The organism is Limosilactobacillus alvi (assembly GCF_016900115.1).
GTDB classification, from domain to species: Bacteria; Bacillota; Bacilli; order Lactobacillales; family Lactobacillaceae; genus Limosilactobacillus; species Limosilactobacillus alvi.
Genome location: NZ_JACJJQ010000026.1, coordinates 13,253 through 30,304, shown reverse-complemented (window position 1 = coordinate 30,304; position 17,052 = coordinate 13,253). Strand labels below are relative to the sequence as shown.

Genomic DNA, 17,052 nt, shown 5'->3' with positions numbered 1-17,052 from the left:
TCATTTCCTATACTCGAACTCGTAGTCCCACAACCTGAAAATCAAAATATCAAAGCAAAGATAGCGGAGGTCATTTTATGATACGGACTCGCAGTCCCTGAGGTTATGGACGACCTTAGCTCTATCTTTAGGGTAATAAAAAAGTCCAGGATGGTAAAATTCATCCTGAACTAATCTTAGGTTGTTTCTGGTTTGTTTTCCTTTCAAATTCTTCATATAATAAAAATTAAGAATTTAAAGGGCGGGTTAATCATGTTAACAGTTTACGATTTAAAAAACCAGCAAATGCTACAACAACCAAATTTTTGGGATTTAACCACGGGTTTTGACTCTTTTCGGGGAGTCTCGTTTGTAGGGTCATTTAAGATCATTGAAAATGAATTGCTTCCCCGGTTTAAAACGATCAAACTGATTTTAGGGATGGAAGATAACCGAACTGGTCAAAAAATGGAACAAGTCTATAACGTTCCCCGACGGGTCCAAGAACTTGAAGCCGCAAGTGATACTTTTTTAAACCGCATTAGTGATGAGAGCCTTCAGCTCCGGTTTACCAAGAAGGACCTTTTTCATAGCAAGTATTTCTTACTGGAGAACGAAACGGATTTTGTCCTCTTTAATGGCTCAATGAACCTTACTAAGCAAGCCATGACAAAGAATCATGAAATGGTTTGGATGTATCATGGACAAAAGAATCAGCCGGCTGATCAAGCCATTTACCAAGCCCACCGAGCATTATTTAAAAGCAATTTTACCGAGGATAGTACGGATTATCTAAACCGCAAGTTAATTGACCAAATTCGGGGTAAGGATCGGCAAACAATCACCGCGGTTTTAACAGACGAAGTTGCCAATGAAGTTAACACGAAGGTTAGTCTCTCAAAAGATGAAATTACTGCCGTAAGTGACGATCAGGCCCGGGAAAAGGTCTTAAAGCCCCATTGGGTAAAAGCGGTTCAAGCGGTTTATACGCCAAAGGGAAACAAACGGCGAGACCAGAGTCAAGCCAATGAGAACGCGAAAGTTCTTTATTATCAAGCCTTTGCCCAAGCTGAAAAACGGGTCATCCAAGCAAATGATCTCTATCCCAAGCCAATGTGGACTTACGATGAAGATGAGCGCGCAGTTTTGGTGCAGAATACCGTTACCAATCAATACGAACCGTTAGTGGAGCCAGAGTTAACCAAAGAAGATCTTGAAACCTTCATTGATGTCGTTGATAGTTTTCGGACGAATAAGGTGCGGGATGAAAGTTTACAAGCGCTGACCGCTTTTCTTTACTTAATGACGGCCCCGATGATTTGGAAGATCCAAGAAATATACCGCCATTCTAACTTTAGCCGTTCAGCTGACCAAGTGCCTTTGTCCTTAGTTTTAATTGGTCGGGGGACTACGGGGAAAACGCTCCTTGTGCGGGACTATTTTAAACCTTTTACTGGCGATACTTCACCGAGCGTTCAATACGCCGAGATTAATAATTCTAACAGTGCGCGGAGCGAACGGGCAGTTAATTTTTTGGACCATTATTTACGCTCAAAACGTTTCATCTCGCCAATGATTATTGATGAACTTTACGAGAATTTCTTTCATTTGAAGGTGGCAACGAATGCTATCAAACAATGGTCGAACACGATTACTGGAATTCATAACACGAGCGTCTTTGCAATGAATCACAATGCCTCTAGCAAGGGAATTAATAATCTGGAAGAAATTACCAAACGGGTTTATTACTTGTCATTTGAGGCTGGTTGGTTACCACAAGCTGATCAGAAATATGATTACCACATTTTGCAAAATAGCCTCAACGACCACTTATATCGAACCGTGGTTTACCGGCTGAATCAGCGGCTAAACCACCTTTCCGGGGATGAAGAAAGCCGGCTAATTCACGATTACCTCAGTTTAACCCGGGAAATCTTGAAAGAAATTTTGGCTGACTTTGGTTTCGCTGATCGATTGGCCACAATTATTGATCAACACTATGATTACAAGCAAGATCAAAATAAAACCATCTGGCGGATGTTGCTAGCTGAAAATAACTTCAAGAATGTTTACTTCACCGATGGGGATGACCAGCACTTTACGGTTTCCAAGGCGATTTTTAACGACTTAAAATCAAACATGTACCAAAATAATAACGAAACCCTAGATAACTACTTTAATATGCTACCTCGAGAACTCGGCATTGGGATTGTGCAAAATGACATTGGGATGGTTTTAAATATTGATAAATTCGACCATTTCATTGGGGAACCCCTCGTCCGGCGCTATTACGAACGGCAACATCAAAAGGATCACCAGCAAGATGCCCTGAGTCAACTGATTGCCTTGCAGCAAAAAGAGAGCAAGCAACGAGCAATTGCCGATCAAAAACGGGACCAATTATTAAATGAACTCGCCAAAAAACAAACCCAAAAGTCAACAAGTTTCTTTGGGAGGCTTTTTGGGAAGGAGAAGTAGGGAGGAAAACCTCTCGCCGGTCTGGGAAGAAGAGGTTGGGAAAAAAGCTCCTTGACGGCCTGGTTGGGATAAGAAGGACGATGGTTAATTCATTAGCATCGTCCTTTCGTTCGCCCTGATCCGCTAAGGCCGTGCTTCAGAGCGAACCAGCCAACTGGTTTGGCGTTTGTGAGGCTGAATTGGTTGGTGCGACCGACAGCAAAGTAACTGCCATCCAGCTCCTGCTTTGATCTTAGTTACTGAGTAACATTCGGAGATGAAAAAGGGGCCGGAAAGGAACTTGCGTTTCTTCCCGGCCGCTCTCTATTTGATTAGTGAAACACTACCGGTTTATCATACTTTTTCATCAAATGGCGTAACGAAGCGCGGTGGTGTTGGTTAAATTCAATATCGGTAAAATCATAATCAAGATGGGAGCGATCAATTACCCCAATGTAGTGGGTATAATCTTCATGACCTTCAAGGGGTTCCATTTCAACCCGTTCAAGCACCTTTCGTCCCAATAAAAAAGCATCTCGCTTCATTGGGATTGGTTGTTTGGCTAAGGTTAGCGCCGTCCGAAGATACCGGTTAGATGGTGTCCGAGTAATTGGTAACCGTTTGGGAAAAGCCGCAAGTCGTTCTCTAGTGGGCGTACCGCCAACAAGCTTAGCGAGTTTAGCTTCATGCTCCGTAATAGCTGGCGCGTTAGTTAAAATCCCGCGAGGTGCTTTTTTGATCGTTAATTGTTCACTTGTCGGTTCAATCAAATAGGTCCCCGTATCGTCCGTTAAAATCCAGTGGAAGGGGTGAACAATGTCCCTGTCATACCATTGTTGACCAACAATTGCAATTTGAGTCAAGTGATCAGCAACTTCTTTAACATTTCGGTGTTGAGTTAAGATCCAAGTGATTACGTCTTGAGGGGTCAGATTAATCCGGTAAAACTGTGGGCTGTCGTAGTAAGTAACTTGATTGGGAAAATATAATTCAGCACAAGCTAAACCAGCCGAATTGACTGCATCCCCAATGAGGTAGTGACCATCAGCGAGCCGCATTCCGCCTAAAAGGGCGTACTTTCCTGTTAAGTACTTTTCACTGGGCCGAATTTGCCACTGATAGCCGACTGGGACATAGGTTAACCGCCATGGAGTTGCTTTTTGGGGAAAGTCCATTGTTCGCCCAAAGTAGGCGTTCTGGGTACGATCTTTAAAGGTGATTGCTGTACACATCTTAGTTATCCTCCGGGTTTTCGTGACTAATCTTTGCTAAGGCATCTTTTTGAACTTGTTGATCCACATGGGTATAGAGATCCGTTGCTGAAGTACCTTTTTGTCCCAATTGTTGACTGACAAGCACCTGATCTTTGGTAATTGCATAAAGCTCTGAAGCAAGGGTGTGACGAAGTTTATGCGGTGTCAAAGGATGACCAAAGGCCGAAGAATACTTTTTTACCAATTTTTCAATTGAATTGGCACTAATCCGGCGGGTCTGACCGTGGTAGTTGGTCAAAAAGAAGGCGACATCCTTTTTGAGGGCATGATAGCGTTGGACGCGAATGGTTTGGTAACGCTTGAGGTAGGGAAGTGTCCAAGGAGCAATTGGCACACTGTCTTTTTGCCCCCCTTTTCTGGTAACATCAAGCATGTTTTGTTGCCAGTTTAAATCACCAACATTTACATTGGCAGCTTCCGAAACCCGGACTCCGGTCCCCAGAATCAAAGCAATAATGGCCAGATCCCGTTCGCCATTGATTTTAAAAGCCGTTTGGGCCCGTTTATCACATTGCTTGGGATATTCTTGCTCAATGAAGTTTAAAAAATCAAACTTTTGTTGTCCCCGATACATATGCGAAGCAAGCGCATGAGCCCGATAATTCAACGTTTGGGTGCTATTTAAAGAAGGTATTTTTAGCATCACATTCCGATCAAAATACGGTTCACCGTTATTATTATCCGCCGTAATGGTTAAAAATTTAAACAGGGAGCGGAGAGCATTAATTGAACGGTTGATTGAAGTCGCTGTATTTTGCCGGCCCCGGGCATTGGTACTGTGTTTTAAATAATCAATGTAGAGCATCACATCATCCCGCCGAAGCTTAGCTAGCGTTGAGGTTTCGATAGCTGAATTGGAAGTCGCTGAACTAATCTGATTAGTCCTTAACCAGGTAAAAAAGCGACGAAACTCGGTCAAATACTGGTAAGTCGTGGTTATCGAATGATTGGTTCCTCGGTAATAAGCATTGACATAATCTGGTAAATTAGTTAATTCCTCTTCAATTAATTTATGATAACGATCGGCTTCCACAAGACCCCTTCTTTCAACGTTTTCTTTCCATTTTATCATTATCTTGCTGAAAAGGAAGGCGTGCTTTTTAGCCAAAAATGAATAATTATAATTTTTGCTATGCATGTAAATGTTTAAGCATCCATTGTTGATCCATTGGGAAAGACAATAGCATATAATTTATTAATCTGCTAAAATATACCCAATAAAAGCGATTACATAGAAAGGAGATTAATATGCTCGTTGCTACGAAAAAATCTAACCAGATACAAGTACTTTCAACGTTAAAACTAAAAGTGCGACCAGTTCAACCAACCGAACATGATTTAACAATCCTTCAAGCGATTGCGACCGAAAGCTTTATCGCAACTTTTAGTCCATATAACTCACTTCGAAGTGTCGTTGAATATGCTAGCAATAATTATAACCGCCCCAAGCTCCAAGCCGAAGTTAGCGCGCCAACTTCGCGGACTTTCTTTCTCGAAAGTAATGGCCAGCCAATTGGTTACTTGAAGCTTAATTGGGGACCAACGCAGACGGAAAATAATTTCCCAAAAGCGATGGAAATCCAACGCATTTATTTGCTTCCCCAATATTGGGGACAACACCTTGGTAATTACTTAATGGAATATGCCCTCGGTTATGCTAAAGACCACGGGTTTAAGCAGGTATGGTTAGGCGTTTGGCAAAAGAATCAACGCGCGCAAAGTTTCTATCATCGGTATGGTTTTAAGTCAGTTGGAACCCACCGCTTCTTGATGGGTGACCATTACCAATGTGATGACCTTTTATCGAAGGAAATCTAATTGTTTTATTGCAAATGCAATTAAGAATAGTAAACTAGATCCAAGGGAGGGATGAAATGATCACAATATTACGGGAAATTGGGACGATTGCCCGGGCACTAGATTCAATTGCGAACGTTGAGTGCAAACAACATCAACTTGCCCGTGGGCAGTACCTTTACCTCGTCCGAATTGCGGAACAACCCGGCATCATTGCGGATCAACTTTCCAAACTCCTTAAGGTAGATCGTGCCACAGTTTCAAGAGCAGTTAGTAAATTAGTTGCTCAAAAGCTGGTTGTGCGGCAAACTGATACTCAAAATCAACGCTTAAAGCATTTGTATGTAACTGAACTCGGACGGGCTCGAGCAGATCTGATTGAACGGGAGAACCAATATTCCGAACGGGTTGCCCAGGCGGGCCTATCAGCGAGTGAACAAGCTCAATTAAAACAATTGTTAGAGCGGGTCGCCAAAAATGTTGGCGCTGATTGGGAACAAGTTAAAGCGGGAAGACACCGCGAATACTAGTGAGAAAGGATGAAGTGAAAGTTGAAGGTAGTTGGTTTATCAGGTTCGGTTGCTGGATCTCAAACCGTTACGACCATGCGCGAAGTTGAAAAAGAAATTGGTCGTTCATACGGGACGGACGTTCAATTTGAATTACTGGATTTACGTGATTTGAAGGTCGAACCAAGCGACGGACGAAATTTTCATGAATATGAAGGCGATACCTTAAAAGTTGCTACCGCTCTTGCTGAAGCAGATGCCGTTGTGATTGCAACCCCAATTTTTCAAGGCTCAATTCCAGGAGTTTTAAAAAACGTTTTGGATCTTTTACCAGAAGACGGGTTGCGTAACAAAGCAGTTGGTATTATCGCTAATGCCGGATCACCCCGCTTCTTTTTGGCAGCCGAATATCAATTAAAGCCTGTCTTGGCCGCTATGAAGGCGAAGATTGTGACAAATTGTGCCTTCATTGAAGCCCAAGAGATTTACCGGACGGAAATTATTGAAGATGAAACGAAACATCGAATTGACCAAGTAGCTCGGGAGACGGTTGACTTAGCGCGCTACTTGCAGTTAAAGGAGGGCTAATCATGTTAGATAATGTAACTGTGGACCAAAGTTTCTTTGATACTTTCCCAGGAGCCCAAGTAAACATTTTGTTTGTGGACGGGATTGACAATCACAACACTAAGCTTTCTGAAGCTGAACGGCGGAAGATGCTTAACCAAGCGATGGACCAAGCTGCAGATGAATTCTTAGGGGAAGCTCAATTTGCTAAGAATCCGGTAGTTGCCGAATGGCGGAAAGCTTACCAATCCTTTAAGAAGAAGAAGGGGGCTCGTTCTTCAATTGAAGCCCTCTTGAAGCGGGTAGACAAAGAAACCGGGATTTCAACAATTGATCCGTTAGTTGATCTCTACAACTCCGTCTCGATTGCTAATGGGGTACCCGTTGGGATTGAAGACCGTGACAAGATCCAAGGGAGTTTACGCCTTGGGGTGGTTCATGAAGGGTTAGCCTTTCAACCAGTTGGGGCCGACAAGGATGAACCGACCCTTGAAGGGGAAGTAGCTTGGTACGATAACAACGGTGCCGTTTGCCGGTGCTTAAACTGGCGAGATGCTCAACGGACGATGCTTGACGAAAATTCGCAAAACATCGTTGCCGTAATTGAATCAGTTAACCCCGTCCAAGCGGAACGGGCGAGCATTGCAATGAATCGCTTAGCTGAATTAATTGAAGTAAACTTTGGGGTTAAGCCATTGAAAAATGTGGTTTTAACGGCTGAAAATCCAAGCGTTACCGTTACCGATTAGGAGGATTATTAATCCATGCGGCTAATTATTACTGATCAAGCAAGTCAAGCAATGATTAAGGAGCTCAGTTTGCAAGCTGGCGATGGGGTAAAATTCTTTGCCCGCCAAGTTCCTGGTCAGCCGGTCAATCATGATCATAAGCAAGGTTATGCAAAAGATAACCAGCCGGACCGACCGATTATTCATGTAAAAAAAGATGGGATTGATTACCACATTAACTTCGAAGATGCATGGTTTTTTGGGAGTCATGATTGCTTAATTGATTATGACCAAAAAGAAGGGGTGATTTTCACCTTTCCAGATGCACCAGATGGAATTTCAAGTGCTTCAATTGATTATGAACGCTTTTTGCAATAAAAGACCGTAATTTTACGTAATATTCGGAGTTATGAGCGAGGCTAGGCAGATGAAACACACTTTCATTCGCTTAGCCTTTTTATATATATTTTGCATGTTTATCGGAATTTGCTAAACTTAGTAAACTCAATTTATCCTTTTTATATGTATTTTTTGAATGTATCTTTGTTTTATAAAACTGCTACTAATGTTGGTATTTAAGCGTTTATTTCAACAATACCCAAATTGTATATCTGCATAAATTAACTTTTTATCAGATAATACTTGCATATTAATACGAAAGTCGCTACAATACTTAACAATTATAAATATACAGATTTAAGGGAGATATTAATTATGGCAAAGGATAAAGTTGTTTTAGCTTACTCAGGTGGTTTGGATACATCCGTTGAAATTGCATGGCTCAAAAATAAGGGTTATGACGTCATCGCCGTGTGTATTGACGTGGGTGAAGGCAAAGACTTGGAAGCAGTTAAAGAAAAAGGGTTAAAAGTCGGTGCTGTTGAGTCAATTGTAATTGATGCAAAAGAAGAGTTTGCGCATGATTATGTCTTGCCAGCTCTTCAAGGACATGCAATGTACGAGAATAAATATCCACTCGTTTCAGCGCTCTCCCGGCCTTTAATTATCAAGCATTTAGTGGAAATCGCAAAGGAAAAGGGCGCCATTGCGATCGCCCATGGATGTACAGGGAAGGGGAATGACCAAGTCCGGTTTGAAGTTGGTATTCACGCTTTAGCCCCAGAGATGAAGATTGAGGATCCAATTCGGGATAACCACTGGGCCCGGGAAGATGAAATTGACTTCGCTAAAGAAAACGGGATTCCAGTGCCAATTAATAAGGAGAGTCCTTACTCAATCGATGAAAATCTCTGGGGTCGGGCGAATGAATGCGGGATCCTAGAAGACCCGTGGGCTGCAGCCCCTGCCGATGCGTATGATCGGACAGTAGCCTTAGAAGATACGCCAAATACCCCAGATGTGATCACGATTAGTTTTGAACATGGGGTGCCAACAGCTTTGAACGGGCAACCAATGTCCCTTGCACAATTAATTATGACCTTGGATAAGTTAGCTGGTAAGCACGGAATTGGGCGGATTGACCACGTCGAAAACCGGCTAATCGGCATTAAGTCCCGGGAAATCTACGAATGCCCAGCAGCAACGGTTTTATTAGCGGCCCACAAAGACATCGAAGATATTGCGACTGAAAAATCTTTAGCTCATTTTAAGCCAATCGTTGAGAAGCAACTAGCCGATCTGATCTACAATGGTCTTTGGTTTACGACCTTGATGGACAGTTTGCAAGCCTTTTTAGCAGAAAGCCAAACGGACGTCAATGGGATTGTCCGGGTTAAACTCTTTAAGGGCAATGTAATTTGCGAAGGGCGGAAGTCACCAAATTCCCTTTATGATGAAGCTTTGGCTACTTACACAGCTGCTGATCAATTTGATTCCGAAGCTGCCGCTGGCTTCATCAAACTTTGGGGGTTACCAACTCAGGTCTATGCACAAGTTCATGATAAGTTGAAGGAGGACACGAATGCCGACCAATAAACTTTGGGGTGGCCGGTTTAAAGCCACCGTTTCTGAAGCAACGGACGAATTTGGGGCATCAATTAGTTTTGATCAATTGATGGCCGAAGAAGACTTAATGGGTTCCCTTGCCCACGTTAAAATGCTAAAGGCCACTCACATTTTGCCGGCTAAGGATGCTGATCAAATTATTGCCGGTCTAAAAGAACTTCAAGCAGAACTAGCGGCCGGAAAACTAACTTTCACTGTCGAAAATGAAGATATCCATATGAATATGGAAGCTTTACTAACGGAAAAAATTGGCCCGGTTGCAGGAAAACTCCACACCGCCAGGAGCCGTAACGACCAAGTGGCAACCGACTTTCATCTGTACGTTAAAGAACGGTTACCTAAAGTAATTGCAGCAATCAAAAATTTGCAGACTGTCCTGGTGAAAAAAGCAGAAGCCAATGTTGAAACGGTCATGCCTGGCTATACCCACTTGCAACATGCCCAGCCAATTTCGTATGGGCATTACTTGATGGCATATTTTGCGATGTTCCAACGGGATGTTGAACGCTTTGAGTTCAACCAAAAACATACCGATCTTTCACCACTGGGCGCAGCGGCTTTAGCTGGAACGACCTTCCCTATTGATCGGGAAATGACGACTCAGGAGTTAGGCTTTGCATCCCCCTATACTAATTCGTTAGATGCCGTTTCTGATCGGGACTTTGCGCTTGAATTCTTAAGCAATGCCGCAATCTTGATGACGCACCTTTCGCGTCTTTGCGAAGAAGTTATTTTGTGGTCATCTTATGAATTTGGCTATTTAGAATTAGCTGACCAATACTCAACTGGAAGTTCGATCATGCCGCAAAAGAAAAATCCTGACATGGCTGAATTAATCCGGGGAAAAAGCGGCCGGATCTTTGGTAACTTAATGGGCCTCTTAACCGTTATGAAGTCTTTACCGTTAGCATACAACAAAGATATGCAAGAGGATAAAGAAGGGGTCTTTGATACCGTTAAAACAATCATCCCGGCATTATCCATCATGGCAGGGATGTTAGCAACCGCAACGGTAAATAAAGCCAAAATGCAAGCGGCGACAGAACGGGATTTCTCAAATGCAACAGAACTAGCGGACTATTTGGCGGTTAAGGGAATTCCTTTCCGACAAGCTCACGAGATCGTAGGTGAATTAGTATTAAAGGGGCTTCAAACTAATACAACCTTACAAGAGATCCCACTAGCTGAATATCAACGAATTCTGCCTGAAATTGGTGAAGATGTTTACCTCGATTTACAAGCTAAGGTAGCCATTGAACGTCGGCAATCACTTGGTGGTACAAGTTTCAAAGGGGTAATGAAGCAAATTGCTGCTGCCAAAGAAATCCTTGGTCAAGGTTAAATTATGATTAATTTATCAGGAAGTTATTAACTTATTTCTGGATTTGTGGTAGGATGGTACCATTAATTAATGAAGTGAGGGAATAAGATGTCAAAGTATGTTGTTGAATTATCAGCAGAAGACTTACAAATGTTGAAAGATTGCCATTCTAAGAATCCTTCGATTATGAAGGCTTTAGATGAGGCAAAGGAAAAGTAATTTTCTAGTTTTTCACACTCGGTCCCAAAACTCATTTAAGAACGCCTAAGAGCCTAGCGACAAAATATCGCTAGGCTCTTTTTTTAATCAAACAAAAGCTACTGCTTACCATTTGTAAACGTTTTCGTGTTATACTAAAAACCAAGGAAATTTTTAGGAGGAATAACGATGGCAATTCAAAATTTAGCAGTGATTGGGGCCGGTACTCTTGGTAGTCAAATTGCTTTTCAATCCGCATTAAAGGGAATTAACGTTGCTGTTTGGAACCGCCACTTAGACAAAGCCAAACACCGGCTTCAAGGTTTAAAACCTCACTATCAAAAGGATCTAAACCTTGCCGGGGATGCTTTTGATACGGCTTATCACAAGATGTTTCTAACGACTGACCTAGCCGAAGCGGTTAAAGACGCTGATTTAGTGATCGAAGCCGTTCCGGAAGCAATCGAAATTAAAGCGCAAATGTACGCTGAACTCGCTAAAGTATTATCCGCCAAAACGATTGTCGCAAGTAACTCTTCAACCTTTATGCCAAGTCAACTTGTTCAATATATCGATCGGACGAACAAGTTCTTGCACATCCACTTTGCCAATGAAATCTGGAAATACAACGTTGCTGAAATTGTTGGGACTTCAGCTACCGACCCTACTGTAATTGAGGATGCGGTGGCCTTTGCCAAGACAATTGGGATGGTGCCAATCCAGATGCATAAAGAGTATCCTGGTTATATCTTGAATGCATTGTTAGTTCCATTTCTAAATGCGGCCATGACGGCTTGGGCAAAAGGAATTGCTGATCCACATGAAATCGATAAGGATTGGATGATTTCAACGGGTGCCCCATCCGGACCATTCATGATTATGGATATTGTTGGTTTGCGGACCCCATACCAAATTTCAATGAATGACTATAACCAAACCGGTAATCCAGATGCTAAATTGATTGCCGATAAGCTTAAGGAAATGATCGATGCTGGTCATTACGGCCAAGAAGCGGGTGAAGGGTTCTACCATTATCCCAATGCTGAATTCTTAGATCCAAACTTTTTGAAAGCTTAATATCTCCCAAAAATTAGGAGCAAGGAAATGGTTTTTCCAAACTTGCTCCTTTTTACTTTGACTACCAGCTGACATCCTAAGGAACGTTTGTTTAGAGTTGGTCAAATGGAAAATTTGATCATAATGGTGCTAGTTATTTTATTAAAACCATTGTGATTTCAATTGGTTAGCGGCGCTGACCCAATTCGTGGCTTACTAGTTAGGTGCAACTGGCGATTTTCGACACGTCCGGATCATTAAATTACTTGCGGCCGTTTTAATCATTGGAATATAAGGCCAACCTTAATCAAATAATGCATAATTTGTATCATTAACGATTTAAGATAAGCATTTTGAACTTACTTAACAACAAACTAAAATAAAAATAAAGATTAAGAAAGGAAGATTTATAATGAAGAGTGCATTTTTTGAAGGAAAAGGAAATATCGTCATTAAGGACGTTGCTAAACCAACCCTTCAGGCTGACGATGATGTGATTATCAAAGTTTACCGAGCCTGTGTTTGTGGTTCCGATCTCTGGGCATTCCGGGGCTTCGATGATAAACCAGCCGATTCTATTAATTCTGGTCATGAAGCGATTGGGGTGGTTGAAGAAGTTGGTTCTGCGATTACCACGGTTAAACCGGGGGATTTTGTAATTGCCCCATTTACCCACGGCTGTGGCCACTGTCCAGCTTGTTTAGCCGGTTTTGATGGAGTTTGTCAGGATCACACTGACAACTTTAGTGAAGGAACCCAAGCCGAATACTACCGGGCTCAACACGCTCAATGGTCACTAGTTAAGGTTCCAGGTAAGCCTGAAGACTACTCGGAAGCCATGTTAAAGTCATTGTTAACCCTTGCGGATGTCATGGCAACTGGTTACCATGCGGCTACTATCGCTAACGTTAAGCCTGGTGATACGGTAGTAGTAATGGGGGATGGCGCCGTGGGCCTCTCCGCCGTAATTGCCGCTAAACTTCGAGGAGCAAAGAAAATCATCACTACTTCTCGTCACGCTGATCGTTTAGCTCTTGCTATGGAATTCGGGGCTACCGATAACGTTGCTGAACGGGGCGCTGAAGGTGAAAAGCAGATCTTGACTTTGACGAATGGCTTTGGGGCGGATGCGGTCCTTGAATGTGTTGGTTCACGGGCTTCGAATCAAACGGCCTTAAATGTTGCTCGTCCTGGTGCTATCATCGGCCGGGTTGGTTTACCTCATGATGCAAAATTTGATCTAACGATGCCTTTCTACAAGAACATTAGCTTAGCTGGTGGTCCTGCTTCGGTAACCACTTACGACAAAGAATTACTCTTAAAGGCGGTTCTTGATGGTAAGATTAACCCCGGGAAGGTCTTCACCCAAAGCTACACGCTCGATGAAATTAACCAAGCCTATCAAGATATGGCTGATCGGAAGACGATTAAGTCATATGTAGTAGTTACAAAATAGTGAAGTGCAATCATAGAAAAAGCTCCGGTTGTTTGCCGGAGCTTTTTCTATTTGAAGAGCATAAAAATTAGAATACTTCAAGGTGAAGTTGATTTTCACCAATAAGACCAGCCTTCTTCATAAAGAGGTAGATTACTAATGACATAACTCCAGGAACAACGACCCCAAAGGCCATATAGGTTGCAAATTGATCCCAACCACGGGAAAGGTAAGCGATTGGAGCGATCAAAGAATTAAGCCCTAAGCCACCTAGAGTGTAAGTTGAACGAAAATGAAAGAGAACCGTTGCAACCGGAGCACAAACCGCCGCTGAAACTAACGATGGCACTAGTAGATAAGGATTTAGCAAAAGATTAGGGAATTGAAGTTTTGGAGTTACAACCCCTTGGGCAATGTTGGCTCCTAATTCGTTTTGCCGCCATGACATTACCGTGAAGGCAACGAATTGCGCGGTCGTTCCAATTAATGCTGCCGCCGATGAAACTGGATCAAGCGTCAAGGCAACTGCTAAGGCCGCCGATGACGCCGGTGTCATTAAGAATAGTGACCAAACTAATGAGATTACAACTGAACCCAAAACGGGATTAACCGTCATTGAATGTGCAATATAAGCGGATACTGCTAACAGGGCAGGGGTAACAATCGCCGCAACTAGTAAACCAAAGCCAACCCCGACGGCTAAAGCCCCAAATGGAACAAGAACCATGTCAAGTGGTGTTTTACCAGTTAAGTATTTACCGACGAGAACACAAGCAATGGCGGCTAAAAGGGCCGAAATTGGTTGCCCAGAAGTCAGTACCGGAGCCCCAACGGTTGAAACGAATGCTTGGCCGGTTGCGGTAGTGGTATGTACAGTGGCGTTAGTAAAATGGACCGCATTGGCACCGACAGTTGCTGAAATGAGTGAGGCGAAAGTAACTAAGGTGGTTGTATTTAATTGTGAAGCTACGGCCACCCCGATTGCTGGGGCAAGTAAGGCTTGGGCTTCAGCGCCAACTAAGGAAAGCGCCTGGACACCGGTTAGGTTACCAACGGTTGAAAGTAACAGGCCACCCCCTAAGACCACTAGGATGGCATTGGCAGTTGCGGCGAACACCCGATATAATGCTTCTTTGAAGCGGGAGACATTCGCGTATGTAGTAGATGCTTGCTTTGAAGTAGGTTTAACACTAGCTTCCATGAGCAATCCCTCCTTGAATATGTATATTTAATTTTGTTGGTGTTAGTTTACGAGAGCTAGATTAAAAAGTCAACCCTAATTTTTAATCTTTTTTCTAATCATTCATCCCTGGTGGTTTTTATAAGCAGTCTATCAAACGCTTCCATGATTGGATTATCAACATTTTCTCATTGGACTTTTATTTGAGATTCCCCCTAGCCATAAGCTAGAATTAAGTAAAGAGAAAGATTAGAGCTCTGATACCTTGAAAAAAGATGAAGTGAACTTTGGGACTAACCAGACTATTTTATTTTGACCATCTGGACTGCACTCAAAAGTTACTTTTCATCCTAGATTGGAGTAAAGATTGGAGTAAAAAGAATGTATTCAATTAAGATGTATGGAATCAAGGCTGAAGATAAACCTTATGCGATTAAGTGGGCCAAGGAGCATGACGTTCAAATTTCAATGACCGCAAAGGTAATCGACGAAAACACCATTGATGATGCTAAGGGTTTTGATGGAGTCAATACCTTACAAGTCACTAAGATTCCCACTGACGCATATGCCCGCTTTAAGGCGATGGGGATTAATCAAATCGCTCAACGGAGTGCTGGCTTTGACATGTACGACTTAGCAGAAGCTACCCGCCAAGGAATTATTATTTCTAATGTTCCGAGTTATTCGCCAGCCTCAATTGCTGAATATGCTTTAACCTCAGCCTTAAACTTAGTCCGGCAAATTCCAACGATTCAAAACCGGGTTCAGGCACATAACTTTACTTGGGAGAAACCGATTCGTGGTCAAGTAGTCGGTGAAATGACCGTGGCCGTTCTGGGAACTGGTCACATTGGTGCGCACGTTGCCCGCCTTTTTCATGGTCTTGGTTGCAAAGTGCTCGCCTATGATCGGCATCCCCGAACTGACCTCGCCTTTCTAACTTACACTGATTCCATTGAAGCGGCGGTTAAGGATGCTGATATTGTTACTTTGCATATTCCGTTACGCGAAGAAAACATCCACCTCTTTGATGCTAAAATGTTTAACCAGTTCAAAAAGGGAGCTTATCTAGTGAATACCGCTCGGGGTGGTTTAGTTGATACAAAAGCGCTTTTAGCCGCCCTTGACAGTGGTCAATTAGCCGGAGCGGCTTTGGATGTTTACGAAAATGAGGGGCCTTATGTTCAAAAAAACATGCCGGATCAAGCCATTTCAGATGAACTTTTCCAAAAAATCCTCAATCACGATCGAATCATTTATTCACCTCACGTAGCCTTTTATACCGACGAAGCCGTAGCTAATCTAATTTATGGTGGTCTCAACGCAACCTTAGATGTCATCACCAAGGGGGATACGCCGAACCGGGTGAATGCCCTTTAAAGTTTGGGAAAAATGTTACGAATTAAATCTTTTCACATACTAACTATTCATCAGTAAAACCGTTAATCCGGGCTGAGGGCATTTCAAAGCCCAATATGTGCATTTCACGCGCAACCGCTTGACATCAAAGGGATAATCAAGAATAATGAACATGTGAGCAAACGTTTATCATTTTGTGATGGACCGAAGATTTAGAGGAGGATTTTTATGGTTATGAATCACCGGAAAAAAGTTGTTTTGATTGGGGCTGGGTCCGTTGGGACTGCCTACGCATATGCGATGGCTCAACACCCATTGGCGGATGAGTTAATCATTATCAACCATACAAAGAAGAAGGCTGTGGGGAACGCCCTTGACCTTGAAGATGCGGTGGCTGCCTTCGGGACACCGGTTCACATGGTTTCTGGGGAGTACGCTGACTGTGCTGAAGCTGACTTGGTTGTGATCACGGCCGGAGTACCACAAAAGCCAGGCGAAACCCGGCTTCAATTAGTTAACAAGAACTTAGCTGTTATTAAGGACATCACGAAGAACGTGGTTGAATCTGGATTCCAAGGAATCTTCTTGGTTGCTGGTAACCCGGTTGATATTCTTTCTAACGCGGTTCGTGAATTCTCTGGGTTCCCAGCTAACCGGGTCCTTTCTTCAGGGACTTCTCTTGACTCCTACCGCTTACGGATTGCCTTATCCAAGCTCTTCAATGTCAGTCCGCAAAGCATTGACGCCTATGTAATGGCTGAACACGGGGATTCTGAATTTGTTGCTTACTCCGCTGCCACAATTGGTGGTAAGCCATTGCTCGAATTTGCTAAGAACCGCGGTTACTCCATGGATGACTTAAAGGAAGTTGAAGACCAAGTTCGAAACAAGGCTTACGACATTATCGAAGGGAAAGGGGCCACTTACTATGGGGTTGCCTCAGCCTTAGTTCGGATTACTGAAGCAATCTTGCGGAACACCAATATGGTAATGCCAATTGGAGCATATATGGCTGGTGAATATGGCCAACAAGGAGTTTACCTTGGAACCCCTGCCATTATCAATGCTAACGGGATTGCCCGGATCATTGAAATGCCATTGAATGAAGACGAACAAGCTGCAATGGCTAAATCGGCTAAGACCTTGGAAGACATTCAAAATAACGCCCGAAAGGAAGGCTTCTTACCATAAAAACCTGTTAGTATCAGATATTGAAACGAAATAAAA

15 protein-coding genes are annotated in these 17,052 nt (G+C 42.9%); 12 read left to right on the top strand and 3 right to left on the bottom strand.

Features of this window, described 5'->3' with window-relative positions; genetic code table 11:
• Nucleotides 1-252: 252 nt before the first annotated feature.
• On the top strand, nucleotides 253-2,457 hold the full coding sequence (locus H5993_RS06310; RefSeq protein WP_204776684.1) for a phospholipase D family protein: 2,205 nt from the start codon (nucleotides 253-255) through the stop codon (nucleotides 2,455-2,457).
• Between the two features lie 311 nt (nucleotides 2,458-2,768).
• Here the strand turns inward: H5993_RS06310 and H5993_RS06305 are convergent, their stop codons facing one another.
• A complete protein-coding gene (locus tag H5993_RS06305) occupies nucleotides 2,769-3,668 on the bottom strand; it encodes a linear amide C-N hydrolase (RefSeq protein WP_204776683.1) in 900 nt (299 codons plus the stop codon).
• Nucleotide 3,669: 1 nt separating this feature from the next.
• Entirely contained in the window at nucleotides 3,670-4,743 is a 1,074-nt protein-coding gene (xerS, locus tag H5993_RS06300) for a tyrosine recombinase XerS (RefSeq protein ID WP_204776682.1), read from the bottom strand.
• Nucleotides 4,744-4,958: 215 nt separating this feature from the next.
• Here xerS and H5993_RS06295 point away from each other — a divergent pair, with 215 nt between their 5' ends.
• From H5993_RS06295 to H5993_RS06255, 9 genes are all read left to right on the top strand, one after another.
• Nucleotides 4,959-5,528 carry a GNAT family N-acetyltransferase gene (locus tag H5993_RS06295; RefSeq protein WP_204776681.1) on the top strand — a complete coding sequence of 190 codons (570 nt, stop codon included), beginning with the start codon at nucleotides 4,959-4,961 and terminating at the stop codon, nucleotides 5,526-5,528.
• Nucleotides 5,529-5,584: 56 nt separating this feature from the next.
• The gene (locus H5993_RS06290; protein ID WP_204776680.1) at nucleotides 5,585-6,037 is read left to right on the top strand and encodes a MarR family winged helix-turn-helix transcriptional regulator; all 453 of its coding nucleotides are present in this window, start codon (nucleotides 5,585-5,587) and stop codon (nucleotides 6,035-6,037) included.
• Between the two features lie 21 nt (nucleotides 6,038-6,058).
• Nucleotides 6,059-6,604 (top strand): NADPH-dependent FMN reductase, encoded by a 546-nt coding sequence (locus H5993_RS06285; RefSeq protein ID WP_204776679.1) that lies wholly within the window; start codon nucleotides 6,059-6,061, stop codon nucleotides 6,602-6,604.
• Between the two features lie 2 nt (nucleotides 6,605-6,606).
• A complete protein-coding gene (locus H5993_RS06280; RefSeq protein ID WP_204776678.1) occupies nucleotides 6,607-7,332 on the top strand; it encodes a B3/B4 domain-containing protein in 726 nt (241 codons plus the stop codon).
• 15 nt (nucleotides 7,333-7,347) lie between these two features.
• Nucleotides 7,348-7,689, top strand: a complete 342-nt coding sequence (locus H5993_RS06275) for a HesB/YadR/YfhF family protein (RefSeq protein WP_204776677.1) — start codon at nucleotides 7,348-7,350, stop codon at nucleotides 7,687-7,689.
• A 336-nt stretch (nucleotides 7,690-8,025) separates the two neighbouring features.
• Nucleotides 8,026-9,246 (top strand): argininosuccinate synthase, encoded by a 1,221-nt coding sequence (locus tag H5993_RS06270; RefSeq protein ID WP_204776676.1) that lies wholly within the window; start codon nucleotides 8,026-8,028, stop codon nucleotides 9,244-9,246.
• Nucleotides 9,233-10,618 carry an argininosuccinate lyase gene (gene argH, locus H5993_RS06265; RefSeq protein ID WP_204776675.1) on the top strand — a complete coding sequence of 462 codons (1,386 nt, stop codon included), beginning with the start codon at nucleotides 9,233-9,235 and terminating at the stop codon, nucleotides 10,616-10,618. The genes H5993_RS06270 and argH overlap by 14 nt, the downstream gene beginning before the upstream one ends.
• A gap of 366 nt (nucleotides 10,619-10,984) precedes the next feature.
• The gene (locus H5993_RS06260) at nucleotides 10,985-11,872 is read left to right on the top strand and encodes a 3-hydroxyacyl-CoA dehydrogenase (RefSeq protein WP_204776674.1); all 888 of its coding nucleotides are present in this window, start codon (nucleotides 10,985-10,987) and stop codon (nucleotides 11,870-11,872) included.
• 391 nt (nucleotides 11,873-12,263) lie between these two features.
• The gene (locus H5993_RS06255) at nucleotides 12,264-13,307 is read left to right on the top strand and encodes a zinc-binding dehydrogenase (RefSeq protein WP_204776673.1); all 1,044 of its coding nucleotides are present in this window, start codon (nucleotides 12,264-12,266) and stop codon (nucleotides 13,305-13,307) included.
• Between the two features lie 67 nt (nucleotides 13,308-13,374).
• Here the strand turns inward: H5993_RS06255 and H5993_RS06250 are convergent, their stop codons facing one another.
• Nucleotides 13,375-14,487, bottom strand: coding sequence for a PTS sugar transporter subunit IIC (locus H5993_RS06250; protein ID WP_204776672.1), 1,113 nt, complete (start codon nucleotides 14,485-14,487; stop codon nucleotides 13,375-13,377).
• A 360-nt stretch (nucleotides 14,488-14,847) separates the two neighbouring features.
• Between H5993_RS06250 and H5993_RS06245 the strand changes: the two genes are divergently transcribed.
• Nucleotides 14,848-15,846, top strand: coding sequence for a D-2-hydroxyacid dehydrogenase (locus tag H5993_RS06245; RefSeq protein ID WP_204776671.1), 999 nt, complete (start codon nucleotides 14,848-14,850; stop codon nucleotides 15,844-15,846).
• 201 nt (nucleotides 15,847-16,047) lie between these two features.
• A complete protein-coding gene (locus H5993_RS06240; protein WP_180872133.1) occupies nucleotides 16,048-17,016 on the top strand; it encodes an L-lactate dehydrogenase in 969 nt (322 codons plus the stop codon).
• Nucleotides 17,017-17,052: the final 36 nt, after the last annotated feature.

Excerpts from the sequence above, each read along its gene's own strand:
- H5993_RS06310 (WP_204776684.1), top strand. The coding sequence starts at position 253 with ATGTTAACAGTTTACGATTTAAAAAACCAGCAAATGCTACAACAACCA.
- H5993_RS06305 (WP_204776683.1), bottom strand. The coding sequence starts at position 3,668 with ATGTGTACAGCAATCACCTTTAAAGATCGTACCCAGAACGCCTACTTT.
- H5993_RS06295 (WP_204776681.1), top strand. The coding sequence starts at position 4,959 with ATGCTCGTTGCTACGAAAAAATCTAACCAGATACAAGTACTTTCAACG.
- H5993_RS06290 (WP_204776680.1), top strand. The coding sequence starts at position 5,585 with ATGATCACAATATTACGGGAAATTGGGACGATTGCCCGGGCACTAGAT.
- H5993_RS06280 (WP_204776678.1), top strand. The coding sequence starts at position 6,607 with ATGTTAGATAATGTAACTGTGGACCAAAGTTTCTTTGATACTTTCCCA.
- H5993_RS06275 (WP_204776677.1), top strand. The coding sequence starts at position 7,348 with ATGCGGCTAATTATTACTGATCAAGCAAGTCAAGCAATGATTAAGGAG.
- H5993_RS06270 (WP_204776676.1), top strand. The coding sequence starts at position 8,026 with ATGGCAAAGGATAAAGTTGTTTTAGCTTACTCAGGTGGTTTGGATACA.
- argH (WP_204776675.1), top strand. The coding sequence starts at position 9,233 with ATGCCGACCAATAAACTTTGGGGTGGCCGGTTTAAAGCCACCGTTTCT.
- H5993_RS06260 (WP_204776674.1), top strand. The coding sequence starts at position 10,985 with ATGGCAATTCAAAATTTAGCAGTGATTGGGGCCGGTACTCTTGGTAGT.
- H5993_RS06255 (WP_204776673.1), top strand. The coding sequence starts at position 12,264 with ATGAAGAGTGCATTTTTTGAAGGAAAAGGAAATATCGTCATTAAGGAC.
- H5993_RS06250 (WP_204776672.1), bottom strand. The coding sequence starts at position 14,487 with ATGGAAGCTAGTGTTAAACCTACTTCAAAGCAAGCATCTACTACATAC.
- H5993_RS06245 (WP_204776671.1), top strand. The coding sequence starts at position 14,848 with ATGTATTCAATTAAGATGTATGGAATCAAGGCTGAAGATAAACCTTAT.